Annotated in this window: 25 protein-coding genes; 6 read left to right on the top strand and 19 right to left on the bottom strand. The window is 63.3% G+C overall.

Going from position 1 to position 25,153, the window contains the following annotated elements:
• Positions 1-58: 58 nt before the first annotated feature.
• Positions 59-691 (top strand): pyridoxamine 5'-phosphate oxidase family protein, encoded by a 633-nt coding sequence (locus ACP7BL_RS09175; RefSeq protein WP_126848832.1) that lies wholly within the window; start codon positions 59-61, stop codon positions 689-691.
• The gene (locus ACP7BL_RS09170; RefSeq protein WP_426258161.1) at positions 688-1,167 is read left to right on the top strand and encodes a DUF1348 family protein; all 480 of its coding nucleotides are present in this window, start codon (positions 688-690) and stop codon (positions 1,165-1,167) included. Before ACP7BL_RS09175 ends, ACP7BL_RS09170 begins: the two co-directional genes overlap by 4 nt.
• Before the next feature lie 128 nt (positions 1,168-1,295).
• Here ACP7BL_RS09170 and ACP7BL_RS09165 read toward each other — a convergent pair whose 3' ends face one another.
• The 7 genes from ACP7BL_RS09165 to ACP7BL_RS09135 form a co-directional block, all read right to left on the bottom strand.
• Entirely contained in the window at positions 1,296-2,228 is a 933-nt protein-coding gene (locus ACP7BL_RS09165) for a metallophosphoesterase family protein (protein ID WP_426258160.1), read from the bottom strand.
• Between the two features lie 76 nt (positions 2,229-2,304).
• Positions 2,305-4,785 carry a TonB-dependent receptor domain-containing protein gene (locus tag ACP7BL_RS09160; protein ID WP_426258159.1) on the bottom strand — a complete coding sequence of 827 codons (2,481 nt, stop codon included), beginning with the start codon at positions 4,783-4,785 and terminating at the stop codon, positions 2,305-2,307.
• Between the two features lie 81 nt (positions 4,786-4,866).
• Complete coding sequence (locus ACP7BL_RS09155; protein WP_426258158.1) at positions 4,867-5,811, bottom strand: DUF4880 domain-containing protein; 945 nt, start codon at positions 5,809-5,811, stop codon at positions 4,867-4,869.
• A complete protein-coding gene (locus tag ACP7BL_RS09150) occupies positions 5,769-6,341 on the bottom strand; it encodes an RNA polymerase sigma factor (RefSeq protein ID WP_033965496.1) in 573 nt (190 codons plus the stop codon). The genes ACP7BL_RS09155 and ACP7BL_RS09150 overlap by 43 nt, the downstream gene beginning before the upstream one ends.
• Positions 6,342-6,439: 98 nt before the next feature.
• Positions 6,440-8,863: an ATP-binding protein gene (locus ACP7BL_RS09145; RefSeq protein WP_426258157.1), complete on the bottom strand. Its 2,424-nt coding sequence runs from the start codon at positions 8,861-8,863 to the stop codon at positions 6,440-6,442.
• 336 nt (positions 8,864-9,199) lie between these two features.
• Positions 9,200-9,472, bottom strand: coding sequence for a UvrB/UvrC motif-containing protein (locus tag ACP7BL_RS09140; protein ID WP_033965491.1), 273 nt, complete (start codon positions 9,470-9,472; stop codon positions 9,200-9,202).
• A gap of 35 nt (positions 9,473-9,507) precedes the next feature.
• Complete coding sequence (locus ACP7BL_RS09135; RefSeq protein WP_426258156.1) at positions 9,508-10,584, bottom strand: GNAT family N-acetyltransferase; 1,077 nt, start codon at positions 10,582-10,584, stop codon at positions 9,508-9,510.
• 84 nt (positions 10,585-10,668) lie between these two features.
• On the opposite strand from ACP7BL_RS09135, the gene ACP7BL_RS09130 reads away from it, so the two are divergent.
• Positions 10,669-11,121 carry a DUF2721 domain-containing protein gene (locus tag ACP7BL_RS09130; protein ID WP_033965490.1) on the top strand — a complete coding sequence of 151 codons (453 nt, stop codon included), beginning with the start codon at positions 10,669-10,671 and terminating at the stop codon, positions 11,119-11,121.
• Positions 11,122-11,124: 3 nt separating this feature from the next.
• Here the strand turns inward: ACP7BL_RS09130 and ACP7BL_RS09125 are convergent, their stop codons facing one another.
• On the bottom strand, positions 11,125-12,720 hold the full coding sequence (locus ACP7BL_RS09125; protein ID WP_426258155.1) for an amidase: 1,596 nt from the start codon (positions 12,718-12,720) through the stop codon (positions 11,125-11,127).
• Positions 12,721-13,544: 824 nt separating this feature from the next.
• On the bottom strand, positions 13,545-14,075 hold the full coding sequence (locus tag ACP7BL_RS09120) for a hypothetical protein (RefSeq protein WP_426258154.1): 531 nt from the start codon (positions 14,073-14,075) through the stop codon (positions 13,545-13,547).
• A 93-nt stretch (positions 14,076-14,168) separates the two neighbouring features.
• On the opposite strand from ACP7BL_RS09120, the gene ACP7BL_RS09115 reads away from it, so the two are divergent.
• Positions 14,169-15,443, top strand: coding sequence for an MFS transporter (locus ACP7BL_RS09115; protein ID WP_426258153.1), 1,275 nt, complete (start codon positions 14,169-14,171; stop codon positions 15,441-15,443).
• 52 nt (positions 15,444-15,495) lie between these two features.
• On the top strand, positions 15,496-15,864 hold the full coding sequence (locus ACP7BL_RS09110) for a PRC-barrel domain-containing protein (RefSeq protein WP_209609886.1): 369 nt from the start codon (positions 15,496-15,498) through the stop codon (positions 15,862-15,864).
• On the opposite strand, the gene ACP7BL_RS09105 is transcribed toward ACP7BL_RS09110, so the two are convergent.
• The 4 genes from ACP7BL_RS09105 to uvrB are packed head-to-tail and all read right to left on the bottom strand — an operon-like array spanning position 15,861 to position 19,163.
• Positions 15,861-16,181 (bottom strand): HigA family addiction module antitoxin, encoded by a 321-nt coding sequence (locus ACP7BL_RS09105; protein ID WP_426258152.1) that lies wholly within the window; start codon positions 16,179-16,181, stop codon positions 15,861-15,863. The genes ACP7BL_RS09110 and ACP7BL_RS09105 overlap by 4 nt on opposite strands.
• The gene (locus ACP7BL_RS09100; protein WP_426258151.1) at positions 16,153-16,434 is read right to left on the bottom strand and encodes a type II toxin-antitoxin system RelE/ParE family toxin; all 282 of its coding nucleotides are present in this window, start codon (positions 16,432-16,434) and stop codon (positions 16,153-16,155) included. Before ACP7BL_RS09100 ends, ACP7BL_RS09105 begins: the two co-directional genes overlap by 29 nt.
• Positions 16,434-16,895: a hypothetical protein gene (locus ACP7BL_RS09095; RefSeq protein ID WP_426258150.1), complete on the bottom strand. Its 462-nt coding sequence runs from the start codon at positions 16,893-16,895 to the stop codon at positions 16,434-16,436. Before ACP7BL_RS09095 ends, ACP7BL_RS09100 begins: the two co-directional genes overlap by 1 nt.
• A 60-nt stretch (positions 16,896-16,955) precedes the next feature.
• Positions 16,956-19,163: an excinuclease ABC subunit UvrB gene (uvrB, locus tag ACP7BL_RS09090; RefSeq protein ID WP_426258149.1), complete on the bottom strand. Its 2,208-nt coding sequence runs from the start codon at positions 19,161-19,163 to the stop codon at positions 16,956-16,958.
• Positions 19,164-19,246: 83 nt separating this feature from the next.
• Here uvrB and ACP7BL_RS09085 point away from each other — a divergent pair, with 83 nt between their 5' ends.
• Entirely contained in the window at positions 19,247-19,801 is a 555-nt protein-coding gene (locus ACP7BL_RS09085; protein WP_426258148.1) for a DUF3617 domain-containing protein, read from the top strand.
• A 56-nt stretch (positions 19,802-19,857) separates the two neighbouring features.
• Here ACP7BL_RS09085 and ACP7BL_RS09080 read toward each other — a convergent pair whose 3' ends face one another.
• The 6 genes from ACP7BL_RS09080 to ACP7BL_RS09055 form a co-directional block, all read right to left on the bottom strand.
• Positions 19,858-20,280: a hypothetical protein gene (locus ACP7BL_RS09080; RefSeq protein ID WP_426258147.1), complete on the bottom strand. Its 423-nt coding sequence runs from the start codon at positions 20,278-20,280 to the stop codon at positions 19,858-19,860.
• Positions 20,267-20,794, bottom strand: coding sequence for a contractile injection system tape measure protein (locus ACP7BL_RS09075; protein WP_426258146.1), 528 nt, complete (start codon positions 20,792-20,794; stop codon positions 20,267-20,269). The genes ACP7BL_RS09080 and ACP7BL_RS09075 overlap by 14 nt, the downstream gene beginning before the upstream one ends.
• 145 nt (positions 20,795-20,939) lie before the next feature.
• Positions 20,940-21,395 carry a hypothetical protein gene (locus tag ACP7BL_RS09070; protein ID WP_033965481.1) on the bottom strand — a complete coding sequence of 152 codons (456 nt, stop codon included), beginning with the start codon at positions 21,393-21,395 and terminating at the stop codon, positions 20,940-20,942.
• 100 nt (positions 21,396-21,495) lie between these two features.
• Positions 21,496-22,656 (bottom strand): MBL fold metallo-hydrolase, encoded by a 1,161-nt coding sequence (locus ACP7BL_RS09065; protein ID WP_033965480.1) that lies wholly within the window; start codon positions 22,654-22,656, stop codon positions 21,496-21,498.
• Positions 22,657-22,702: 46 nt separating this feature from the next.
• Positions 22,703-23,620: an EamA family transporter gene (locus tag ACP7BL_RS09060; RefSeq protein ID WP_033965479.1), complete on the bottom strand. Its 918-nt coding sequence runs from the start codon at positions 23,618-23,620 to the stop codon at positions 22,703-22,705.
• 13 nt (positions 23,621-23,633) lie between these two features.
• Positions 23,634-25,151 carry a fumarate hydratase gene (locus ACP7BL_RS09055; RefSeq protein WP_426258145.1) on the bottom strand — a complete coding sequence of 506 codons (1,518 nt, stop codon included), beginning with the start codon at positions 25,149-25,151 and terminating at the stop codon, positions 23,634-23,636.
• Between the last annotated feature and the right edge of the window lie 2 nt (positions 25,152-25,153).

The raw sequence follows: 25,153 nt of genomic DNA, 5'->3' as shown, positions 1-25,153 counted from the left end.
CCGCGCACCGTGCGCCCGCCAACGATGTCCCCTTTTCCAGCCCTCCGGGAGTCGGATCATGGCCAATGCCTTCCTCACCCTCGCAACGACGCCGAGCGTGCTAGCGGCACAGCTGGCAAACGGCAGTGCCGGGCTTTACGACGCAGTCGGCGGGCACCGCCCGTCGGACCGCTTCGGACCAGCCGAAGTCGAATTTATCGCCAGCCGCGACAGCTTCTACTTGGGAAGCGTATCGGAAAGCGGCTGGCCCTATGTCCAGCATCGCGGCGGCCCCCGGGGCTTCCTCAAGGTTCTGGACGAGACCACGCTCGCTTTCGCCGATTTTCGGGGCAATCGCCAATATATCAGTCTCGGCAATATCGCGGCAAACGACCGTGTCGCGATCTTCCTGATGGACTATCCGCGCCGTCGCCGGTTGAAGCTCTATGCCCGGATCGAGGTGCGCGATCTCTCCGCCGATGCCGCACTGGCGACGAAGCTCGAGCTCGCAAACTATCGCGGCCTGCCCGAACGCTTCTTCCTGCTGCACCTTGAGGCATTCGATTGGAATTGCCCGCAACACATCACCCCGCGTTTTACTGAGGCCGAGATCGTTGCAGCCTCGGCTCCTCTCCACGCCAGACTCGCCGCGCTCGAGGCCGAAAACGCCGCGCTGCGCACAGCGCTCGCCGAAAAGGACATCCCCGCATGAACCCGCTCGAAATCCCTCGGCCGCCGATGCCGCCCTTCACTCGCGAGACCGCTTTGATCAAGGTGCGCGCCGCGGAAGATGCCTGGAACAGCCGCGACCCCGAGCGTGTGGCCCTGGCCTATACGATCGATAGCGAATGGCGGAACCGAGACTGCTTCGTCACAAGTCGGCCTGCCATTGTCGCGTTGCTGAGGGCCAAATGGGCGCGCGAAGAGGAGTATCGCCTCGTCAAGGACCTGTGGGCGTTTACCGACAACCGGATCGCGGTGCGGTTTCAGTACGAATGCCGCATCGCCGGTGGGTGGTATCGCTGTTACGGCAATGAGCAGTGGGAGTTCGCCGAAAACGGGCTGATGCGCCGCCGCGAGGCGTCGGTGAACGATCTGGCGATCACGGAGCAGGAGCGCCGCTTCCGTTGGAATGCCCCCGCGCCGCGCCCGCAGGACTATCCCGGCCTGACCGGCGTAGATGGGTGACCATCGTTCTCCGGAAAGATCAGGGTCGCGCCCCTCCCTGCCGATAACAGAGAGCACATTCGACATCCCCGATTTTGTCAGCGCCCGCAGCAAGTGCCCAGACGGTCGACGCTGTCGCTGATCGGCATTCAGATCGGCACGTCTTGCCGAGCGACGCTGGAAAAGCCGTATGTTCGATAGCAACTCGTCACGGTGCGGCCGGAGACGGCGATCTCGGTATAGCCCTCCGGTGTGCCGAGGAATGATCCGCGCCAATCCGCGCCTGCGACGGCACCCGTGGTGATGAAGGACATGCCGTTCAGCTCGATCCGCTCATAGACGTGGCTGTGTGCCTGTAGCACCGCGAGAACATCGTGGTCGCGCAGGACCCGCAGCACGTCGCGGCCATTGACCACGAACGTCCAGTTGTGCGGCGTGTCGAGCCAGGATTCCGGCTCATAGCATTGCATCGCGGTAACCAGCGGAATGTGCGTCACGGCGACAATGCGAGCACCTTTGGGCTGCGCCGCGAGATCGCCGCGCAGCCAGGCCAGTTGCTCATCATCGACGCGCCCCTCGTAATTTCGGTCGGCCGTCAGGCCGATCGAATCGAGCACGACGAAATGCACGCCCTTATGGTCGAAGGCGTAATATCGCGGTCCGAAGCGATCGATGTAGAAGTGCTTGCCATAATCGGGCGCGGAAGGATCGATCCCGCTCTTCGGGAAGACGCCGAGGCAATCGTGATTTCCGATGACGTGATGCACCGGTTTGCGCAGATGCGCGCGCTCGGTCCGTTGATAGAGATCCATCAGCATCGTCGCGCGATCCCTTCCGGTTTCCAGCGCGTCCTCGATGTGGTCGCCACCCTGAAACACGAAATCGCAGTCGGACGCGGAGACCTGCTCGAAGCACATCGCGCAAGCGCGGGCGGCGTCCAGTTCAGGCCGGATATGGCAATCGCCCATAAAGACGAAAGAGAATGCGTCGTCCGTCTGCGGCGGCGCGGCCGACGCCGCCCGCGCCGCCAGCGGCAGAAGCGGCGCGCCCATCGAGAGCTTCAGAAGCGTGCGACGGTCCATAAGGCCCCCATCGAAAAGACGGTCGAGGGGCGCTCCCGATACGATACGAGGGAGCGCCCCTTTCCGGAGAAACGGATCAGAAGTGCGCGCGCACCGTCGCGAACACCTGTCGCGGGGCGGCGGCCTGCAGCGTGGTGTAGGTGCCGTTGGGATCAGAGGTTACGAAACCGGCGGTGCCGGTCGAAGCGATATAATGCGCGTCGAACAGGTTCATCACGTTGACCTGAACGTCGAGCAGGCGGCTGAAGCGATAGCCGGCCGAAAGGCTGAAATTGACCGCGCCCGGCAGCACAGCATCGTTCAGATAGCTGTAGTAGCGCGCGCTGCGATAATGCGCAGTCACCCCACCCCATAATGTGCCATCGTCATAATTCAGCTCGGCATTGCCGACGTTCTTCGGCGACGCGACCACCTGCTTGCCCTTGGTGGCGACAACGGCCCCGCCCAGCGGCTGGACATTGTCGTCATAGGTCGCATCGTTATAAGCCCAGCTGCCGTACAGCGACCAATGCGGCGCGAACCGCCAGTTCGCCGCCGTCTCGACGCCGCGCGAAGAGACGCTGCCGACATTTTGCAACACGTTCTGGTTGCCGACGACGGTCGCGCTGATCGATGAAGCAAGCAGGCGGTTGTTGAACTTCACGTAATAGCCGGTCAGCGAAAGCTGCAGATCGCGATCATGGAAGCGGTAACCGGCCTCGAACGTGTTGGTCATCTCCGGTTTCAGGTCGCTGCGGATATAGTTGAAACCGGCTTGCGAGCTGCTGGAAAAGGGGCCGCTCGATGTGGACGCGACGAACGCGGCCATATTGCGGGTGTAATCCGCGAAAAGTTCGTTGTGGCCGTCCAGCGTGTAGAGAAGGCCGGCGGTCGGCAGGAACCAGTTCTCCGCCTTGATCGAACCGTCGATCGGCTTGGTGCTGACGATGCTGTGCGCGTGATTGGTGGAAACGACACCCTTCACGCCCGCGTTCAGGCGAAGATGGTCCGTCGCCTGCCAGGTGTCACTGATGTCGAGTTGCACGGTGTCGGTGGTATATTGGTTCGAATAAGTCGTGCGGAATGGGTTGGTGTAGAACTTTTGAAACTCCTGCGGCGCGACGCCCGCCTGAAGTCCGTAGAGATAGTTCGCCTGGTTGAACGCGTTGCGCTCATACCACACGCCGCCCTCGATTTTGTGGTCACCGGTCTTGAACGTCAGGCGCGAGAGGATGCCCTTGCGATCGATGTCGTAACGGTTTGCCGAAACCGAAATCGGCGAGCCGCCATAGGCTGCGGGCGTGGGATCATAGGGATCGGCCCAGGTGCCGATGCCCTTGTCGAGGTGAATATAGCCGGTGGTGAAGCCCGACAGCCGCGGCGAAAGCTGATAGCCTAACTTTTCGTACGCGAGCAGATCGCGCCGAACGCCGCCACCCTGATACACGCTGTCGTCCGCGTTCACATAAGGCGCGGGCGGTGTGCCGCCATTCTGGGTGATCGTGGCGAGTTGTTCGGCGAGCGCGAAAGTCGGGATATTGTCGAAATCCCAGCCATAGGTCTTCAACCGCGCCAGCGAGGTGTCGTTATAATCGTCTTCGCGCCGGTCGATCAGGTCGAGAAAGGTGGTCGAGGTCACGCCGTCGCCCAGCGGCTGGACGTATTTGGCGTTGATCTGGTCCTGAACCTGCTTGCCCCAGCCCTTCCATTTGCCTTGCCGGTCATGCGCATAAGAGAGCGCCAGTCGTCCGCCCCACGGCAGGTCGCCGCTGTTGAGGCGAACGAAGGTGCGCCATGAATTGGCGCTGCCATAGCTCGCCTCGAGATCGACACCGAAGCGTGCGGTCGGGTCGATCGAGGTGAAGTCCACCGTGCCGCCGATGTTGCTGGTGGAGGCCGTCCCCAGCGCGCCGCTGCCCTGGGAGAGCGTGGCGGCACCGTTATTCTCGGTCAGCAGTGCGCGGTTGATCGAAAGACCGTTATTGTTGCGATACTGCATGTTGCCGAGCGGGACGCCGTCGAGCGTATACCCCATCTGGTCGGTCAGGAAGCCGCGGATCGAAAGCTGGGTGGCCGCCTCATAGGTTCCGCGCGCGTCGGACGAGTCGAAATTGACGCCCGGCAGTCGACTGAGCGAGCGCAGCGGCGACGAGCCCGCCGTCGTCTTTTCCATCGCCTTGGTGGAGACGGTCTGCACCTGGCGAGACTGGCCCTGCCCCAGCACGACGATGTCCGCTCCGGTCGTGCTTGCGGTTTCCTTTGGGGGTTCGACCGGCGCGACCTTCAGCGAGATCATCGAGGCGGTTTGCTCCGCAATCACCAGTCCCTGCCCCGCAATCAAGCGACGCAGCGCCTCGTCGCGGGTGAAGCTGCCGTGCAGCGCGGCAACACGGCGACCGACAACCGCGTCGTACGGAAAGACAAGGTGCACACCGGCCTGCCGCGCAAAGCCGTTCAGCGCGGTGGCCGTATCGGTCGACCTGATATCGAAGCGGATGCGCGCCGGCTCGGCCTGCGCGGATGCAGCACTGGTCATCGCGACCGCCACGATGGCGGTCGTCGTCAAATATCGTATCATGGAAGTCCCCACACTCTATGCGATTGTCGGGGCAAGGATGGATCAGCGCGGACGAACCGCCATTCGCCGTGTAAAAAAAGTTCAGATCCGGGTGAGAACGATGCCGCCGTTCGCACCCGTGGTCGCCCGTACACCGAACGACGTGCGCAGCGCCTGCAGGAATTCGGCGGGGTCGGTGGTGGCGAACGTGCCGCCGAGGCGCAGGCGCGACAGATCGGGATCCCCGATCACGATTTTCTCGGGCAGGTAGCGGTTCATCTCCGACACCGCGTAATCGAGGCTTTGCCCGTTCAACACGAGCGTGTCGTGCTGCCATGCGCTGATCGGACCGAGATCGGGCGCATCTCGCAGCGCCAACTGGCCTGCGTTCGCCAGCGCGACCGTGCCCAAGCCGATGCGCCGCCCAGTACCCTCGAACGTACCGCCGCCGGCGAGGATCGCCAGTTCGCAGCCAGCACCGCGCACCCGAGCATTGTACGCGCCCGGTTCGAGCAGAAACCGGCCGCCGGGCGTCAACAACTCCAGCCGGTGCGACGCAGCCAGGCGCACTGCGATCTCGCCCCGTTCCAGCCAGGCCCGCGCAGGCATGCCGTCTTTCCAGGAGACACTCGTGTCGGTGTTGAGATCGAGCGACAGGCCGGGTGCAGCGGCGACGGTCTTGCGCTGGCCGACGGCAGTCGTTGCCGAAGCGCGGGCAGCGGCGCGGTATGCGAAGCCGCCGCCGACGACCACTACAACCGCAACCGACGCAGCAGCGCGCAGGAGGTGGCGTCGGCTCGGTCGCTCCGCGGCGATCGGTTCGGCGACGTTGCCGCGTTGCATGTCCCCGTTTGCCAGGCGCAAAGCGTCCATGTCGCGCCACGTGCCGGCCACCTCGACGAAGGCAACGGCATGGCGGATATCCGCGTCACGCCAGGCCTCAAATGCCGCTATGTCCGCCGATCCCGCGTCCAGCGCGGCCAGCCAAGCGGCCGCCGCGTCGGTCAGGTCAGCGTGCCGCTGCGGGATTTCGGAAAGGCCGGACAAACTTCCTCCACCTGGGTTTCGCTGTCGCGACGGGCCTTTGTTACGAGGGCAAGCCCCTTAGCGATATGCTTTTCCACCGTCGAGACAGATATTGAAAGCGCCTCGGCGATTGCAATCGGGGGCATGCCCTGAATTTTGCGCATGTGCAGGACGCGCGCGCATTGCGGCGGCAAGTCATCGATCAGCTGGAGCAGGCGTCGCAAGTCGGAACGCCCGGCTGCAACCGCAAAGGCGTCGGGTGCGGGATCCGCCACGTCAAGCATGTCCAGCGATGCCAACAGTTCGATCCGCACCACGTTCGCCCGCCGCAGCCGCTCCAGCGCGAGATTATGCACGATCGTGAGGACGAACCCGCGCGCGCTGACGATCGCCCGAAAGTCCGGCGTCTTCAGGACGCGCGCATAGGCTTCCTGCACCAGATCATCGGCATCGTCACGACCGCAAAAATGCGCCGCCTTGGCCCGGTAAGCGGCTGCGTGCGGCAGCACCTCGGCCATGAACCAGCGATCGATGTCACGCAGCCAGCTCAACCTATGCTCCAAACGGCTCGGAGCGCGCTTAGGACGGCATTCTTACAACAACGCGACATTCACGCGAAAACAGGACGGTCCTTCCGCAATCTGCGGCTCTAGGCGGCCCGGTCGTCGCGTTGCCCGTATGGCTCGGACGCGATCTCGCCTTTCCCGAGATGCGCCCAGCCCTCTTCCAAGAGCAGGACAAGGCTGAAGGTCGCGCCACCCTGCGGATTGTTTTCCGCCCACAATTTGCCGCCATGCGCCTCGACGATAGTTCGGCAAATCGGTAGGCCCAGTCCCAGGCCGGCACCGTTCGATTTGCTCGTCCGAAACGGTGCAAACAGGTTTTCGAGCATCCCCTGGGGAAGACCGCACCCGTTGTCGGACACTGTGATCAATACGTCGCGCTGACGGATATCGGTGGACACCACGATTTCCCGACGCGCCACCCCCTCGGTTGCCTCGACAGCGTTGCGGACCAGATTCGACATCACTTGCTCGAGCTGCACCGGATCGCCAACCACCAAGAGGTCGGGCCGCACGGGATGGCAAATGAGGGTCACATCATCGGCCATTTTGAGTTGCTGCACACCAGCGCACGCCGCCGCGAGGACCGGCCCCAAGGACACCCGTTCGAACACGACCTCGCCACTTACGGCAAAGGCCCGCATCTTGCGGATGATTTCGCCCGCGCGCAGCGCTTGATCACGCGCGGAATCGAGGATCGCGAGCAGCTTCCCGTCGACCGCTTCAGCGTCACAGAGCTTGTAGCGTCCCGCTTCGACATAATTGGTGATGGCCGATAGCGGCTGATTCAACTCATGCGCCAGGGTCGAGGCCATCGCACCCATCGCGCTCAAGCGGGTAACGCGCAGGAACTTCTCATTTGCTTCGCGCAATTGCGCCTTCGCTTCAACGTCGCTGGTGATATCGATGACCAGGCCGAGAAGACGAGGTCGCTCCTCATAAGGATCGTATCGGCCGTGCAAACGGATCCAGCGAATGCGGCGATCCGGCATGGAGACGCGCAGGGACATTTCGAACGGGGCTTCGTCGACCGCAGACCGGAACAATTTTGCCCGCATCTCGTGCAATTGCGACTGACCGATGCGGTCGACAAATTCCGAAAGTCTGTATGCGCCGGGATGCCAGGGCACTCCAAACAGTGCCGCACTTTCCGGCGAATGCAGCGCGCTTTCTTCGGTCAGGTTGATGTCGAACACACCGACGCCCGCATATTGCTGGGCCAGGCGGAAACGCTTTTCACTCTCCGAAAGCGCAACCTCTGCCTTTACGCGCTCCGAGATATCCTCGACCACGGTCACGACCTGATCGACCGCGCCCGCAGCCCCGACAATCTTGCTCGACGTCGCCCGAATCCACCGCTTTTCGCCACCCTTGGTTCGGATATTCAGATCACGCGATATGATGGGGGGTGTGCCACCCGAAAGTTGGGCGAGAACGTTTCGGCTCGCGCTTGCCTCGGTGTCGTCGAGAATCGCGGTATAGTGGCTTCCAAGCAGCTCATCGCGGCCATATCCCGCGATCTCGAGATAGCGCTCGTTCGCCGCGAGATACTCGCCATCGGCCGACAGGACCGCCACGCCGACACCGGCCTGTTCGAAAATGGCGCGATAGCGTTGCTCCGCATCCCGAGCGCGCTCCTGTTCGCGACGCTTGTCGGCGGTCGCGGCGAGAACAAACATCGTCGCGGCGGTCACGGCGACCAGCAACTGCGCCAGGCGCACCTGGCCACTGGCCAGTTCCCCCACGGCTTGGAAAGAATTTTGTCCGGCGGCCCACAGCGTGATGACCGCGACAAGCACCATCGATGTGGCAGCACCGCGCAAATGAAAGCGCAAGGCGGCGATGATGAGCGGAAACATAACCCACGCGAAGGAAGCAGTCCCCGAACCGAAATTGATGGCCGCAGCGACGGCGGCGCAAAGCACCATCAACGCAACGAAGTTAAACCACGCGACGCGCGTCCAGCGCTCCGCAGGACGCGCTGCCCATGACAAGACCAGCGGCGTCGCGAGAATTAAGCCCAATCCAAAACGCGCCGCACGATCCTCGACGCCCGCCGCAAAAGTACCAGGCCCGCCGACGAGCATTACCACCGTAGTCGCCGACACTGCACCCGCGAACGTCCCCGCGACGACCGCCGCCAAGGTCCGCCACACCGACTTTGGATCCAGAAGGTCACTTGGCCTGATCCGCCACCGCTCGATAAGGAATGCGGAGATGACCGCACCAAGCGTGAGACCCGCACCATGCGCGACATTTTGCAGAACGGGATGCACCGGTTCGGCGAACACCGTTGTCCCGATCGCCGCGATTGCCACCACCGGCCAATATCGCAGACCGACAAGAATAAGCGATGCGACGCCAATGCCCAGTGAAAACGATAGCGGGGGAGCCTTACCCGACACCTCGGCCCAGATCTGCCATAGGAGGCTTCCGCAGAGCACGCCCAAAAAAACGCATAACCCGGGTAGCGCGGCTGCAAACCTAGACCTGGAAATTGCGGATTTCATTTTTAGTCCTGACCAACGCCACACTGGACCGGAAGATTTGCGACCGCACAATATTAACCTTAACGCCATATCACTTATATTCTATACGCCCACAACGCAAATAGGAGGAGTGGGACGATACGCCGTCTATGTCCTCATGACTTTTCTTGTACCACGATCGCCGACTGTATATTTCAACTACATCGCTGAATTTTTACGAGAAAGCCTGCGCATATTCGCAAAGGAGACGTGGGAGGGAGTGCGGTTACCTCTCACGACGCAATCTTCGGGAAACCGTATTGGGTCCAGTCTTCTCGTTTCGAAAAGGCGGCTGTCAGTACACCGACTCGTCCGGCATCACCGCTTGCGCGATCGTCCTTGCGTCATGGGATCGGGCTTACGCGGCGGCGTCCATCCGGGCGGTGGGCTGACGCGCTGCTGACTGGAACCGAGCCCCATTGCGCCCGGCTGTTGCCGCGTCAGACCGGCGGTGTCGGCCGATGCCGCTGCAGCGGCATCGGCACCGCCGCGGAGCAAGCTGATGCGGTCGCGCAGCCTCCGCGCTTCCTCGAAATCCAGCGCCGCCGCCGCTGCTTCCATCCGTGCCTGAAGATCGGCCAGTTCGTCCATCCGTGTTCAACGCAGTGCGCAGCGCCGGGGATCCATCACCCCTGCCCGCTGGCGGCCCAACGCCCTTTCAACAGCCGCGCCAACGCCGCCGGGACACCGGGCCGCACCAGCAGCCAATCGCGCAACGCCGGACCTTGCACGGCACCCAGCGTCTGTTTGTATCCGCTGTCGCCCGCGCCCCAATCGACCATTCGAATCCCCGCTCCCCGTGCATGCACGAGATTGCGATACGCGAGCAGCTTGCCCGGCGAATGTCTGGCGACAGCAGGGTCATAGCTGTTGGCGATGGCGTAGCGCGTCGGGCCGCAATCGAGATCGAAGGAGAAGGCGCTGGGCACACCCTTGATGGTCAGCAGCGCCGCCGACATCATTCCCGCCAGGATCGGATCGCGCGCTGCCGCGCGCCAGAACCGGCCATGGCCGGTGCGGGTGAACTTGGCATCGCGCCCGTCAGTCTTCGCCCCGATCCAACTCCGTCCCTCGACCTGCGCGAAGGCATCGAAGGCAAGTTCCCACTCTCCAGCGCCGACAAAGCGCCAGTCGAGCACACCATGTTCGGCCAAATGCTTTTCATGGAAGCGATTCTTGCGCAGCGTCGATCCGCGCGGCCAATCGTCCTGCGTCAAATCGAGCACGAAACTGTTGGCGACGAAGCGGTCGAGCGCCGCCCACCCTTTCGCCCGGGCCCGCGCGAGCAACGCCTCGATCGTCGGATCGCCGTCGCAGACCGGCCCGATCCGCAGCGCGTTGACCGAGCGCCCGAGCGTGTCAAGCAGCGCATCGACCGCGCGGGTGCCAACCCGCGCGTGCATGGGAAAGCCGCGGAACGGCCAATAACAGCCCGGCACCATCGCGACGCGCGCCAACGTCGGCCCGACACCGACAAACGGCAGAGCGATCACCGGTTCGTCGTCGTCTTCCACCACAATCGTGCGCGCCGCGCCGCCATAAGCCTCCAGCGCCGCCGCATACCATTGATAGCGCAGGAAACGTTGCGCGGCAGGGGCGGCTTCCGCCACTGCATCGATCGCGCCCGACAGGCCATCGAGCACGCTCGCCCGGGTCGGCGACGGCAGGCGCGTGAACTCCGCGAGCAGCATCGGCTTGGTCATGGCGCACGGCGTTAGCGCAACTGGGTTACCATTCGGTGCAGAGCACCGCTTGCGTCGCGCGGCGACACCCCCCAATGTCGAACGATGTTCTCGATCCCCGCTGTCAACACGATCGCGCAGACGATCCAGCTTTCGCTATCCCCGGTGTTCATGCTGGCCGGAATCGGTGCCTTGCTCAACGTGCTGGCCGGACGGCTTTCCCGGGTGGTCGATCGCGCCCGCGCGGTGGAGGACCTTCACCCCCGCTCGGTCGGGCCCGAACATGACCGCCACGTCTGGGAATTGCGGCTGCTCGACCGCCGCATGTCGGTAATCAACGCGGCATTGGTGATGGCTGTGTCGAGCGCGGTAATGACGTGCCTGGTCGTGGCCTTGCTGTTCGTCGCGGTGCTGATCAAGCTCCACATCGGTACCATCGTCGCGCTATCCTTCATCCTGGCGATGGGATTGCTGATCTCGGCGCTGGTGTCGTTCCTGATCGAAGTGCGCATGTCGCTGACCGCGATCCACATCCGCCCGGAATTGCTGGAACGCTAGGCGTTAACGCGCGCCATCAAGCCCCGGCCCGGCATCGTTGGTCGCGGCATAGGTGGGCGCAACCCGTGCTTTGGCCGCCTGTTCATAGACATAGCCCGCCTGCAGCACCGTCGAATCCCCCATCGCCGTCGCGATGAAGGACAGCCCGACCGGCACGCCGCGTACCAGGCCCATCGGCACCGTCAGGTGCGGATAGCCAGCGATCGCGGGCAGCTCGCTGGCACTTGGGCCGCTGAACTGATCGCCATAGACCGTATCGGACAGCCACGGCATACCGTAAGTCGGCTCCACCAGGATCGTCGCCTGCGCCTTGGCGAGCATCGCATCAATGCCCTCCTTGCCCGCCAGCCGCAGCGATTTCGCGCGCGCACCGAGATATTCGGGGTCGGCGAGGCCGCGCGTCTTCTCCGCCGCTTCAAAGGTTGCCTGCGCGAAGAACGGCATTTCGGTCGCAGCAGTGGCAGTATCGAAGGCGATCACATCGGCCAGCGTGCGCGTTTTTACCGCAGGCGGCGTCGTCTTCAGATAGGCGTTCAGATCTGCCTTCAATTCGGTGTGCAGCACCAGCGACTCGGCCTCGCCGACCCCGGATAGTTTCGGTGCTTCGACATCGACCAGCACCGCGCCCTGCGCCTTCAGCACGGCGAGCGCGGCCTCATATTTGGTCTTGAGAAGATCGGGCATCTCGGGATGGAGCACCGCCACCCGCACGCCCTTCAGCGAAGCGCGCGCCAGGTCGCCCGCATAACTGTGCGCGATCGCATAGGCGATATTGATACTCGCTGCATCGGCGGGATCGTAGCCGACCATCGCGTCGAACAGGATCGCCACGTCGCGTACGCTGCGCGCCATCGGCCCCGGCGTATCCTGGCTGTGGCTGATCGGCACGACGTAGGTGCGGCTGACCAGACCTAGCGTGGGTTTGAGGCCGACCAGCCCGTTCATCGAGGAGGGGCACACCACCGATCCGTCGGTTTCCGTTCCAACCGCCGCCGCCGCAAAGCTGGCCGCGACCGCCGCGCCCGATCCACTCGACGAGCCGCACGCGGTCCGGTCCAGCGCATAGGGGTTGCGCACCAACCCACCGACCGCACTCCACCCGCTGATCGAATTGCTCGAGCGGATATTGGCCCATTCGCTGAGATTGGTCTTGCCCAGGATCACCGCGCCCTGCCGCCGCAGCCCCGCCACCAGCGGCGCGTCGCGCAAGCCGACATTGTCCTTCAGCGCCAGGCTGCCCGCGGTGGTTGCGATCGGATCCTTGGTCTCGATATTGTCCTTGATCAGCACGGGCACGCCATCGAGCGGGCCCAGCACCTTGCCCGCCTTACGCCGCGCGTCGCTCGCGCGCGCCTGCGCCAGTGCATCGGGGTTGATCGCGATCACCGCGCGGAGTTTCGGTCCACTGCGATCCATCGCCGCAATCCGCGCCAGATACGCCTGCGTGATTGCGGCGCTGCCCGTCCCGTGCGCCATCATCGCCTGCAACTGCTCGATCGAAACCTCTTCGATCGTTGGCAACGCATCCTTCGAAACCTGGGCGGTCGCCGGTGCGACAGCAAACGCACACAGCACCAACGAAGCGATAGGGATCCGCATCAGTTTCTCCAGGGCCGCGATCCAACCGAACGCACCCTGGATCATGCCGTCGCTCAGGCGACGCGGCAAGCGCTCACTCTATAGATCACTCTTTGTCGGCCTCGGGTGGTTGGACCGTCAGGCGGCGCTGTCCGCCACGCCCGAACACGGCGTCCCACGCTTGTTGATAAGCGAGGTTGCGTTGCCTGCGCTTACCCCGCCTGACGGCAGCGCGACGCTGCTTCAGCAGCTGCAACACCTCCCAAACCGCGAACGCAATTACACAGGCAGCTATACCCGCAAAGATAGCCATATTTACGCCCCCAACGACTCACACGCAACACGTTGCAGCGCAGCATCTAGCGAAAATCATGGTTTCGGTCGCGTTAAGATATGCGATTTGGAGGGCCATTACGGGACACTCGCCCCTCGGCGTTACCCAAAATGAAAAGAGGCTGCCGGGGGCCTCACGGCACCCCGGCAACCTCCTGACATGGTCAGCGGCCGGAAGCTCCAGCTTGGGAGACCATGCGGACCGCATCAGCTTCGACGGGGATGGCGTTGTCTGGGGGAAAATACCCCCCGCCCCTACCGTCAACGGGTTACCCCGAAAAGCTTAGCGGTGCGTCCCCCGAACGAACTGAACCGACCCCATTGCTGAACCATGAGACATCGGATCACCTCCTTTCGCTAGTTAAAACAGCGTAACCAGGACTGGTCACGACTCGTGTTTGAATCATATAAATTTGCGAAACAAGTCTTGTAATGTTCCTCGATTTCGACGATTCTCTTTCGCCTGCCTGAAGCGCACCAAATGCGCGTCCAACGGCGATCGAAACCGCTGCTCAGCGGCGGCAATCCTCGACTACGCGGCCAATTTCAGCCCAAGCGGGCACCACCAACGTTGTCGCGCCGGCTTGCTCGACGAGGAAACGACCGCGGCTGAACGCCATCGCGTCGAGCAGCGGGTCGCGGGGTTCCAGCGCGACCGTCGCCTGAGCGGCATCGGCAGCGCGCGCGGTCAACGTCCGTGCGAGGCTGCTGGTCCGCACCAGCAGCGGTGCGGCGCTCGCGCCCGGGCGCGACAGCGACACGAGATTGGTCCCACGATCGCATCGCAGCGTCAGCAACGCACTCCCCCCGGATCGCCCAAAGGCCGCCACCGAACCGGTGGCATCGGTGCGATAGCTCCAATCGCCGGGCGTCACCGCCCAATCGCGCCAGTCGAGCGATTGCGGCACGGCCGGGGACGGCGGCAACGGCACCGGGCGCGGCACCACCACCGGCTGTGGCGGCGGCGACGCGGGCGGGCTGACGCAGCCACTCACCACCAGCGCGATAGCAAGAACAGCGGAGCGAACGAAAAATTTGCGCATGCCGCGCTGTATGCGCGAAGCAACCGCTGCGCTCAACCGCCGGTCTTGCACCCCGTCGTGATTTCGCCTCTGGTGCCCGGCAGGGAGAGACGCATGGCACTTGAAGCGAAGCGACTGCGCGCTATCATCGGCGGATCGGCCGGCAATCTGGTCGAATGGTATGACTGGTACGCCTATTCCGCGCTGTCGCTCTATTTCTCGGCCTCCTTCTTCCCCAAGGGTGACCCCACCGCACAATTGCTGAACACTTCGGCGGTGTTCGCGGTCGGCTTTTTCATGCGGCCGATCGGCGCCTATCTGATGGGCCGCTATGCCGATCGGCATGGGCGCAAGGCCGGGCTGGCGGTCTCGGTCGCGTTGATGTGCGCGGGCTCACTGATGATCGCGTTTGCGCCGACATACGCCACGATCGGGATCGCCGCGCCGATCCTGCTGCTGGTCGCGCGGCTGTTGCAGGGGCTGTCGGTGGGCGGCGAATATGGCGCGAGCGCGACCTATCTTTCCGAAATGGCGACGCGGCGGCACCGCGGTTTCTGGTCGAGCTTCCAATATGTCACGCTGATCGGCGGGATGCTGAGCGCGCTGGCGGTGACATTGCTGCTGCAGGCGGTCTTCACCAAGACGCAGATGGACAGTTTCGGCTGGCGCATCGCCTTTGCGCTGGGCGCGGCGTTGGCGCTGGGTGTCTATCTGTTGCGGCGGGGGTTGGCGGAGACCGCCTCGTTCCAGGCGCTGGCGGCAGATCGCCCAGCCTCGGGCATGGCGGCCTTGTGGCGTTCGCATCCGCGCGAATTCCTGCTGGTCGGCGCGATCACCGCCGGCGGCAGCTTGGCTTTCTATGCCTACACCACCTACATGCAGAAATTCCTCGCCAACACCGTCGGCTTTTCGGTGCAGACCGCGACCGCAATCATGACCGCCGCGTTGGTGGTGTTCATGCTGGTCCAGCCGCTGTTCGGCGCGCTGGCCGATCGCGTCGGGCGCAAGCCGATGTTGCTGCTGTTCGGCATTGGCGGGGCGATCGTATCGGTGCCGGTGTTCAGCGCCTTGGAAAGCGTGCGCACGCCGGCGGCGGCGTTTGCGATCGTGCTGGTGCCGCTTTTGCTGCTGGCCGCCTACACCTCGATCAGCGCGTTGGTGAAGGCCGAGCTGTTCCCGGCGCACATCCGCGCGCTCGGCGTCGCCTTTCCCTATGCGATCGGCAATGCGGCGTTTGGGGGCACGGCGGAATATGTCGCGCTGAGCCTGAAGGGCTGGCATATCGAGAGTGCCTTCTATTGGTATGTCAGCGCGATGCTGGCGCTGACCAGCGTGTGTTTCTGGCTGTTGCCGGAAACACGGGCGACCAGCTTGATCGTGGAGGATTGAGGGAACTCTCTGGCCCGTTGCGCCGTTTCGGTTGCGCATCAAAGGAACGAGCATGTCCCAGACCGAACCCACGCAATTGCTGCTGCAATCGAACAAAACCGACACGATGCAGGTGCGCAGCCGCGATGGCGACAAGATCGGCAGCGTCCATGCGATGATGGTCAACAAGCGCACCGGGCATACGCTCTATGCGGTGCTGACGATCGGCGGGTTTCTCGGCATGGGGCGCGCTTATTATCCGCTGCCTTTTTCGCTGCTGCAGTTCGACCCGGTCAACGACACCTATATCGTGACGATCGACCGCCGCGTCCTGGAAGGCGGCCCGAGCTGGGCGGCGAACCCGCCCGAATTCGACCAGGCCTATGCCGACCGGGTGTCGAAATATTATGATGTGGCGGGCGAGGATCTGTCGCTGGGTTAAGCGGCGCGCGGGACGATGCGGTCGAGCGCGCCGTTGAGCGCGCGCTTGGCCTCGACGATTTCGTAGCGATCCTGCAGACGCAAAAAAAAGCCTTCGGACATGCCGAAATAGCGCGCGAAGCGCAGGTCGAGTTCTGCATCGACCGGACGCGAGCCTTCAATAACCTCGGCAATCCGCTCCGGCGCCACCCCGATATCCCCGGCAAGCTGCTCAACGCTCAGCGCTTCGGGTTCGAGAAACTCGGTGACCAGCATTTGCCCGGCATGCTCGTTGTCGAGCCATTGGGGATTAGTGATAGTCTGCAATTTCGACGTCATATGCGTCTCCGTCCATCCAGACGAAGCATATACGCCATTGGTCATTAATTGAAATGCTATGCTGGCTCGCGCGACCCTCCTTCAGCGCATGCAGGCGGTTGCCGCGCAGATTTCCGAGCTCGTCGAGCGACAGGGCGGCATCCAGAAGCGTGAGCCTCCGCATCGCCCGCTGTTGGATATCGGGCGGCAGCTTGCGGCTCCGCTCGCGGTTCCAAACGTGCTCGGCTTCGGGATCGGCGAAGGAGCGGATCATCAGACCACCTTCGCCTTCCGAAGCGCAGCCCTTACCGACGGGGGGAGCCGGTAAAGATTGTAGCCGTTTTCGGGATCCCAGTATTGATCAAAAAAGCTGCGAGAACCGGCACCGGGAGTATTAGAGAGACGGCGGCCAAACGCTCCAAGCACGCCAGCAAACTCGCGTGTCGACAGATCAAGGGCGCGCTGCAACTCGGGAGCAGTCGTCCATTTATCATCTGCCTCGTCAAGTTTACGAAGCATTTTAACATGTGTCTCACCTAGCTCACGCCTTGTCAAAACCGCAAATGCCAGATCTTCAGAAACGAAAGGCGACGCTCCATCCACAAGGGCTACAGCCTTACGAACAGGAGCGACTTCACTCCGAGGGCTGCCAACACCACCAGACATCAAAGCCAGAAGTTTCGCCACCTCTTCCGCAGTCCCCTCGACCTCATGGCCGCCCACAGTGATCTTCATGCCCCGTCCCCTTCGAAGCTTAAGTACTATACTCCGAAGCATATGGCAAATGTATTTTGATCACCGCCCCCGCCGCGAACTCCCCGCCATTCCGGCGCGCATCTTCTGGCTCTTCCCGTAGCGCGTCTTGCGTGTGCCCGGCTTGCCCTCGTTCGAGCGGCCCATTACCGGCGCTTTCTGCTGGTCGACCGGCAGGCCCAGTTCTTCCTGCTCCAGCTGCCGGATCTCGTCGCGCAGGCGACCGGCGGTTTCGAACTCCAGGTCCGCAGCGGCCGCGCGCATCTTCTTTTCGAGGTCCTCGATATAGGCACGCAGATTATGGCCGACCATGTGCGGCCGATCCTCATCGATTTCGACAGTGACCTGATCGCGCTGTGACACGTCCTGGATGATGTCGCCGATATTGCGCTTGATCGTCGTCGGCGTGATGCCGTTCGCCTCGTTATAGGCGCGTTGCTTTTCGCGGCGGCGGTTGGTTTCGTTCATCGCGCGCTCCATCGAGCCCGTGATGCGGTCGGCATAGAGGATCACGCGGCCATCGACGTTTCGCGCCGCACGGCCGATCGTCTGGATCAGCGAGGTTTCCGAGCGGAGGAACCCTTCCTTGTCGGCATCGAGGATCGCGACCAGCCCGCATTCGGGAATATCCAATCCCTCGCGCAACAGGTTGATGCCGATCAGCACGTCATACACGCCAAGCCGCAAGTCGCGGATCAACTCAATACGCTCCAGCGTCTCGACGTCGCTGTGCATGTAGCGGACCTTGAGCCCCGCCTCGTGCATGAACTCGGTCAGATCCTCGGCCATGCGCTTGGTCAGCGTCGTCACCAGCGTGCGATAGCCAAGCTCGGCGGTCTTGCGCGCCTCGACGATCAGGTCCTGCACTTGCTCCTCGACCGGCTTGATTTCGATAGGCGGGTCGATCAGCCCGGTCGGGCGAATGACCTGCTCGGCGAACACGCCGCCGGTCTGCTCCATCTCCCACGCGCCCGGCGTCGCCGAGACATAGGTGGTCTGCGGGCGCATCGCGTCCCATTCGTTGAAACGAAGCGGCCGATTGTCGATCGCCGACGGCAACCGGAAGCCATATTCGGCAAGCGTCAGCTTGCGGCGGTGATCGCCGCGCGACATGCCGTTGATCTGGCCGATCGTCTGGTGGCTCTCATCGACGAACAAAAGCGCATTCTCGGGCAGATATTCGAACAAAGTGGGCGGCGGCTCGCCCGGCATGCGGCCGGTGAGGAAGCGCGAGTAATTCTCGATCCCCGCGCACGAACCGGTCGCCGCGATCATCTCCAGGTCGAAATTGGTGCGCTGCTCCAGCCGCTGCGCCTCTAACAATTTGCCCTCCGGCACCAGTTCCTTGAGCCGCTCCTGCAACTCGAACTTGATCGCCTCCATCGCTTGCTTCAGCGTCGGCCCCGGCGTCACATAATGCGAATTGGCGTAGATGCGGATCGTGTCGAGGCTCGCCACCTTCTTGCCGGTCAGCGGATCGAACTCGACGATATCCTCGATCTCATCGCCGAAGAACGACACGCGCCAGGCGGTGTCGTCATAATGCGACGGGAAGATTTCCAGCGCATCGCCGCGCACCCGGAAATTGCCGCGCTGGAAGGCGGCATCGTTGCGCTTATACTGCAGCGCGACGAGCTTGCGCACGATCTCGCGCTGGTCGACGGTCTGGCCCTTCTTCAGGTCGAAGATCATCGCCGAATAGGTTTCGACCGAACCGATACCGTACAGGCACGACACCGAGGCGACGATGATCACATCGTCGCGTTCGAGCAGCGAGCGGGTGGCGGCGTGGCGCATCCGGTCGATCGCCTCGTTGGTCGAGCTTTCCTTCTCGATGTACGTGTCCGAACGCGCGACATAAGCCTCGGGCTGATAGTAATCGTAATAACTGACGAAATATTCGACGGCGTTCTCCGGGAAGAACGACTTCATCTCGCCATAAAGCTGCGCCGCCAGGATCTTGTTGGGCGCGAGGATCAAAGCGGGGCGCTGCACCGCCTCGATCACCTTGGCCATAGTGAAGGTCTTGCCCGAGCCGGTGACGCCGAGCAGCACCTGGTCGCGCTCGCCCGCTTGCGTTTGCGCGACGAGTTCGGCGATCGCGGTCGGCTGGTCGCCCGCTGCCTGATATTCGGAGACGAGCTTGAACGGCTTGCCCCCTTCCGCCTTGGGCGGGCGCGCCGGGCGGTGCGGCACGAAGCTGACGCCGGTTTCAGGTTCGTCGAGCGTGGTGCGAATCTGGATTGCCATAGCTCGTCAATATGGGAAGGAATGCGCCACACACAATCACACACCGGCGCCCGCAGCGCACATCCCCGGGGGACTCTTTCCACATGACTTTCCGTATCATGGCGCTGCTCGCGCTGCCGCTCGCCGCGAGCGCCTGTTCCCCCGACGCGCCGGTCAAGCGCCAAGCGGGGAGCTGGTCGCAGAAGATCGAGATCGTGAAGTTCGAAGGCAAGGGCGCAACCCCCGAAACCAAGACGCAGATGCAGAAGATGTTCGATGCGATGAGCACGATGTCGGTGTGCCTCACCCCGGCCGCGGCCGCGAAAGAAGACATGGGCAAGGCGATGGAACAGATGTCCGCGCGCGGCCAGAATTGCACCTTCGCCAAGAAGGACGTGACCGGCGCCAGCATCGCGATCGACGCGACCTGCAAGCAGCCCAATGGCGGCACGGTCAAAATGATGATGACCGGCACCAATAGCGCGACCGCGCAGGACATGACGATGAAGACCGAAGGCTTCGCCGCCAATGGCACGCAGGAAGGCACGATGGAAATGCACGTCAAATCGACGCGCAACGGCGAGTGCAAGCCGACCGACGTCACCCCGCCCGAGGCCCCCGCGCCTGGCACCGCGCCGGTGGCACCGGCCAAGCGGTAAACGGAGGCGACGCACCGGACCCGCGCGCTGTGGGATCCGGTGCGTCTTCTCGCCCCTTAAAGCGGGTCGGTCGGATATGTGATCGGCTTGTCGCCGAATTTCGCCTTGACCATGCGGTTGCACCGGTCGGCCTCGTCCTCGGACTCGTCCCAACCTTCCGCATATTGGAAACGCGCATCGAATGTATTGCCCGACACCGTCATAATCAGGGCGTTCCATTTCTGGTCGGGCGGTGCCGCGTACCAGAGGTTCAGAATTTCATCCGATATCTCGGCGCAGAGAGTGTCTTCGTCCAACATTCGGTACGCGACGCTTTCCGCCAGATCCTTGAAAACGAACGGAGCAACCCACCCGTCATCAGCCTCGGCATATAGAAATGCATCCCCCGCCCCGGGCCCAGCAATTTTCGATACACGCGCAGCTATTTCCGAAAGAATGGGGCCAGCGCTTCCCGTCGCAAAATTCTTACCACGTAACATGTAGCGGCTTCGGCATCCACGATCCCGCGATCACGGAGAATTGCCAGGGAATCCGATCCAGGAGAATGTCAAACGATAGCTTCTGCACCGTCAGGTTCCATTTGCCGCCGTCCGGCGACAACGATCCGCCACGTTGCAGAAAGCTCTCTCGCAACACTGGCACGGAAGAGTGGCCGATGGACTGCCATTGCCCGAGCACAGCTTCCAAAAGCTGATCACACACATCGAGATCCGCCTGGGCCGGGGTCAGTGAGGGCCAGACCGGTGCATCTGGTGATAGTCCGCATAGCAGCTTGTTGAGCGGTAACGCCTCCGCCGGTGCATCGAGACGTGTGTCCACTAGATATTGCAGCAGATGGACAGCGCGGGACGCACCTTCGATCCCGACAAAATGAGCTGAGCCATCGCCATCATCTGTCAACATGTCGAGGCGATTGAACAGCGTGTAAAGAAACGGACCAAGCAGCACGAGCCCCGCATTTTGAACCGCAATCGGATAATCATTTCCCAGCAAGGCTGTTTCCTGACCTATAGGTTCTTGGCACCCGGATCGATCGCGTCTTGAAACTTCTCCGTTTCGTCGAGACTTCCTGTGCCGCGCCTACCCCAAATCGGCACAGAACTTTACAGCAATTTTGAGAACAAAAAGAAAAGTATAGTTACGCCACCCGCCTATACGCCACGCGCCACATCGTCCAGCCGATCAACGCGGCGACCAGGGCCAGGATCAGGCTCGTCGCGACCGCGCTGATCCAGCGGAACAGCAGCGTCTCGCTGTCGGTGACCGGCATTGCGAACACGCCAAAGCCATAGGTCTGCCCGCCGAGGAACAGCGCGAACCCGGCCAGCGCGCCGACCAGAATCGCCATCCACGGTCCGCGTTGGCCAAAGGCGTGGCATAGCAGCCAGACCGGGCCACCAATCGCCACCGCCGCCATCGCCGTAATCACCGCACCGACCAAGAATCCGGCCAACAGCTCAAGCGGTGCAGCACCGCTGCCGATCAACACCAGCACGGTCGCGAACACGCCGCCGACCAGGCCACCGGCGGTAAGCGCCAGCCCCGCCCGGTCCAGCGTCGCCTCGTAACGGTACAAACTCCCCTTCGACGCCACGTCCCGATTCTCCCCGGGGCGGGGTCTTAGCATCGCGCGGCAGACCTCCCAAGTCCGCCATTCGAGCGGCGTGCAGGGGCGGAACGCCGCGTCCTTGGTCTCATGGCAGCGCCAGGGCAGCCTTCGGCAACGCGCGTTCGATTGGCCCGCGCTCGATCGGCACGACCGGCAGCGCGGGGTGGAAGGGAGCGATTTCCGTAGGGTGGCCAAGCGCAACCGTGCCGAAACCGTGCAGCCCCGTAACCTGCGTCACCGCCGCCAACAGGCGCGGCGGCGTGTCATAGCCTTCGTAGGACAAACGGAACGTGCCCCAATGGATCCCGATCCCGCTCGATGCGCCCAGCCGACGATACGCCTCGGCGGCGTCGATCGGCCCGATATGGCTGCCCGCGACCATTTGCCCCGGCGCGAAGCGGAACGCGCCGATCGGCAGCAGCGCAAGCCGAACCGGGCCGTACGCCGCCGCCTGATTGGCCCAATTGAGGTCCCCCGGACCGGTATCGCCCGCAAAGAACAGATTGCCGCCGGGCAAGCGCACGACGAAGCTCGACCACAAAGCGCGGTTGCGATCGGAGAACCAGCGGCTGCCCCAATGGTGATTGCGCGTGACCACCACCTCGACGCCTGGCTTCACGGCGATCTTCCCGCCCCAGTCTAGCGCCTTGGAGGGCACGCCCACCTGGCCGATGACGCTGTCATTGCCGAGGCTGGTGACGATCAGCGGGCGGTCACGCTCCCACAGCCGTTTCAGCGTGGTCAGGTCCATATGATCGTAGTGATCGTGGCTGACGAGCACGAGGTCGATCCTGGGGAGTTTATCGAACGCGATCCCCGGCTCCGCGACGCGCGCGGGGCCGACGCCGAGCGGCCCGGCGGTGCGGCTCCACACCGGATCGGTCAGGATGTTAAGCCCCTGCGTCTGCACCAGCACCGTCGCATGGCCGACCCAGGTGGCGACCATCCGCGCACCCTCGACCCGCGCGGGCGGTGCAACCGGGTGGACGGCGACATGATCGGGCCATTCCGGCCGTCCGTCGCTATTGGTGAGATAGCGCCACAGGAAATTCCCGCGGCCACCGTTGGGCGGGGCGATGTCGTCCTCGGCCCCATCGGGATTGAAGAAGCGCTCGCCATTATAGTGCGCGGTCGGGAGACCCGCATAATAGCGCGCATCCAGAAAGCGCGGGATGATCGTGACCGCAAGGCACAGCACGATGACGATCCACAGGATCGCCTTACCCAGGAGACGGAAAAATCGCATCAGCGTTCCTTGTGGGATGACCCTGCGCGGCGCAAGCCTGCGCGCCTCACAGGCTGCCGACCAGCGCGAAGACGACGCCGATCGCCACCAATATGAGCCCTAAGATTTCGCTCCGGCTGGTCTTCTCGCCGAGATAAAAATGGGCAAACGCCATGGTGAAGGCAACTTCGATCTGGCCGACGATCCGCACCAGTGCCACCGGTGCCGACGCAAAGCCGGTGAACCAGCACGCCGACGCGACCGAAGACATCAACCCGACCTGCCCTGCCACGCGCCATTCCGAAAAGACGCGCGCGACCTGATCCCGTTCCCGCAGCAGGAGATACGCCCCCTGTGCCACCGTCTGCGCCGCAACGGTCGTGGCGAGCACGATCAGCGCGGCCCGGATATGGTCTGGCGTGGCCACCGCCTGCGTTGCCGCGCGAATACCGATCGTGGTCAATGCGAACATGAAGCCGGAGGCGATGCCATAGCGCGCCGCCGGTTGCCCGAGCGCACGGAGAAACGCTCCCGCTGCCATCCGCTTGCCGCCAGTTGAAAGGACCATCACCCCGGCGACGCCGAAGCCGATGCCGACCCAGGTCGGCAGGCTCAGATGATCGCCGAGCAGAAACACCGACAGCAGCGCGCTCTGCACCGCCTCGGTCTTGGAATAGGCCGTGCCGACGACGAAATTGCGCTCGCCAAACGCCATCAGCAACAAATTGGTGGCGATGATCTGCGCCAGTCCCCCGCCGAGGCAGAAGGGCACGAACCACACGCCCAACGCCGGAAACGGCGTGCGCGCAAACACCGCTTCATAGGCTATCACCAACAAAACCGCGACCGGCAGGCCGTAGAGATAGCGCACCAAGCCGGCGGCGTTGATCGAGAGCGTGCGCGACACACGCCGTTGCACCGCCGTTCGCCACGCCTGCAGCGCCCCGCCGATCAGCGCGGCGGGGAGCCAGATCGGAGCGATCAAACCCGATCGCCAATCACACCAGCAACCCCTCGCGCGCGATCTTTTCTTTCCACACCAAGGGCGCGAGTTGGTGGACGTTGGCGCCGGTCGAATCGACCGCCACCGTCACCGGGAAATCGACCACGTCGAATTCGTAGATCGCTTCCATGCCGAGATCGGCAAAGCCGACGACCTTCGAGCCCTTGATCGCGCGCGCGACGAGATAGGCTGCCCCGCCGACCGCCATCAGATAGGCGCTCTTGCCCTCGGCAATCGCCTTGGTCGCATCGGGGCCACGCTCGGCCTTGCCGACCATCGCCAGCAGGCCCTGGCCCAGCATCATGCGCGTGAACTTGTCCATCCGCGTCGCGGTGGTCGGGCCAGCCGGGCCGACCACTTCCTCGCCGACCGGATCAACCGGGCCGACATAATAGATCACGCGGCCCTTGAATTCGACCGGCAGCGGCTCGCCCGCGTCGAGCATGTCCTTGATGCGCTTGTGCGCGGCATCGCGGCCAGTGAGCATCTTTCCGTTGAGCAACAGCCGGTCGCCCTGCTTCCAGCCCTGCACCACCTCGGGCGTCAGCGTGTCGAGATCGACGCGGATCGCAGCGCTGTCGGGCTTCCAGTCCACCTTCGGCCATTCGTCGAGCTTGGGCGCTTCGAGGAAGGCCGGGCCCGAACCATCGAGCACGAAATGCGCGTGGCGCGTCGCGGCGCAATTGGGGATCATCGCGACCGGCTTGCCCGCGGCATGGCACGGCGCGTCGAGAATCTTGACGTCGAGAATGGTCGACAGGCCGCCCAGCCCCTGCGCGCCGATGCCGAGCGCGTTGACCTTGTCGAAAATCTCGATGCGCAAGGCCTCGATATCGGTCTTGGCCCCACGCGCCTTCAGCGGGCCCATATCGATCGGCTCCATCAGCGCTTGCTTGGCAAGCAGCACGCAATGCTCGGCGGTGCCGCCAATGCCGATGCCGAGCATCCCCGGCGGGCACCAGCCCGCGCCCATTTGCGGCAGCATCTCCAGCACCCAATCGACGATCGAGTCGGACGGGTTCATCATCTTGAACTTCGACTTGTTCTCGCTGCCGCCGCCCTTGGCCGCGACATCGACCGAGACGCGGCTACCCGGCACCATCTCGACGTGCAGCACGCACGGCGTATTGTCCTTGGTGTTGCGGCGGGTGAAAGCGGGGTCGGTCAGCACCGAGGCGCGCAATTTGTTGTCGGGGTTCAGATACGCCAGCCGCACGCCTTCATCGACGATCTCCTGCAGCGATCGGCTGGTGTCGTCGAGGCGGCAGTCCATGCCCCATTTGATGAAGACGTTGACGATGCCGGTATCCTGGCAGATCGGGCGGTGCCCCTCGGCGCACATCCGGCTGTTGGTCAATATCTGCGCGATCGCATCCTTGGCGGCGGGGCCTTGCTCGGCCTCATAGGCTTCGCCCAGCGCGCGGATATAATCCATCGGGTGATAGAAAGAGATGAACTGCAGCGCGTCGGCCACGCTCTCGATCAGATCGGCTTCACGGATGATGGTGGTCATGT

This window comes from Sphingomonas sp. DC1600-2 (genome assembly GCF_049897605.1).
GTDB lineage: Bacteria > Pseudomonadota > Alphaproteobacteria > Sphingomonadales > Sphingomonadaceae > Sphingomonas.
Note: the sequence above shows the minus strand (reverse complement) of the source record. Positions and strands in the feature narration are given on the sequence as shown.

What these genes read in the sequence shown, in the direction of transcription:
- ACP7BL_RS09175 (WP_126848832.1), top strand. Translation starts at nt 59, where the DNA reads ATGGCCAATGCCTTCCTCACCCTCGCAACGACGCCGAGCGTGCTAGCG.
- ACP7BL_RS09105 (WP_426258152.1), bottom strand. Translation starts at nt 16,181, where the DNA reads ATGACGTCGAAATTGCAGACTATCACTAATCCCCAATGGCTCGACAAC.
- ACP7BL_RS09095 (WP_426258150.1), bottom strand. Translation starts at nt 16,895, where the DNA reads ATGAAGATCACTGTGGGCGGCCATGAGGTCGAGGGGACTGCGGAAGAG.
- ACP7BL_RS09140 (WP_033965491.1), bottom strand. Translation starts at nt 9,472, where the DNA reads ATGGACGAACTGGCCGATCTTCAGGCACGGATGGAAGCAGCGGCGGCG.
- ACP7BL_RS09055 (WP_426258145.1), bottom strand. Translation starts at nt 25,151, where the DNA reads ATGACCACCATCATCCGTGAAGCCGATCTGATCGAGAGCGTGGCCGAC.
- ACP7BL_RS09100 (WP_426258151.1), bottom strand. Translation starts at nt 16,434, where the DNA reads ATGATCCGCTCCTTCGCCGATCCCGAAGCCGAGCACGTTTGGAACCGC.
- ACP7BL_RS09125 (WP_426258155.1), bottom strand. Translation starts at nt 12,720, where the DNA reads ATGCGGATCCCTATCGCTTCGTTGGTGCTGTGTGCGTTTGCTGTCGCA.
- ACP7BL_RS09080 (WP_426258147.1), bottom strand. Translation starts at nt 20,280, where the DNA reads ATGTTACGTGGTAAGAATTTTGCGACGGGAAGCGCTGGCCCCATTCTT.
- ACP7BL_RS09170 (WP_426258161.1), top strand. Translation starts at nt 688, where the DNA reads ATGAACCCGCTCGAAATCCCTCGGCCGCCGATGCCGCCCTTCACTCGC.
- ACP7BL_RS09085 (WP_426258148.1), top strand. Translation starts at nt 19,247, where the DNA reads ATGACTTTCCGTATCATGGCGCTGCTCGCGCTGCCGCTCGCCGCGAGC.
- ACP7BL_RS09120 (WP_426258154.1), bottom strand. Translation starts at nt 14,075, where the DNA reads ATGCGCAAATTTTTCGTTCGCTCCGCTGTTCTTGCTATCGCGCTGGTG.
- ACP7BL_RS09145 (WP_426258157.1), bottom strand. Translation starts at nt 8,863, where the DNA reads ATGAAATCCGCAATTTCCAGGTCTAGGTTTGCAGCCGCGCTACCCGGG.
- ACP7BL_RS09115 (WP_426258153.1), top strand. Translation starts at nt 14,169, where the DNA reads ATGGCACTTGAAGCGAAGCGACTGCGCGCTATCATCGGCGGATCGGCC.
- uvrB (WP_426258149.1), bottom strand. Translation starts at nt 19,163, where the DNA reads ATGGCAATCCAGATTCGCACCACGCTCGACGAACCTGAAACCGGCGTC.
- ACP7BL_RS09165 (WP_426258160.1), bottom strand. Translation starts at nt 2,228, where the DNA reads ATGGACCGTCGCACGCTTCTGAAGCTCTCGATGGGCGCGCCGCTTCTG.
- ACP7BL_RS09065 (WP_033965480.1), bottom strand. Translation starts at nt 22,656, where the DNA reads ATGCGATTTTTCCGTCTCCTGGGTAAGGCGATCCTGTGGATCGTCATC.
- ACP7BL_RS09135 (WP_426258156.1), bottom strand. Translation starts at nt 10,584, where the DNA reads ATGACCAAGCCGATGCTGCTCGCGGAGTTCACGCGCCTGCCGTCGCCG.
- ACP7BL_RS09160 (WP_426258159.1), bottom strand. Translation starts at nt 4,785, where the DNA reads ATGATACGATATTTGACGACGACCGCCATCGTGGCGGTCGCGATGACC.
- ACP7BL_RS09130 (WP_033965490.1), top strand. Translation starts at nt 10,669, where the DNA reads ATGTTCTCGATCCCCGCTGTCAACACGATCGCGCAGACGATCCAGCTT.
- ACP7BL_RS09110 (WP_209609886.1), top strand. Translation starts at nt 15,496, where the DNA reads ATGTCCCAGACCGAACCCACGCAATTGCTGCTGCAATCGAACAAAACC.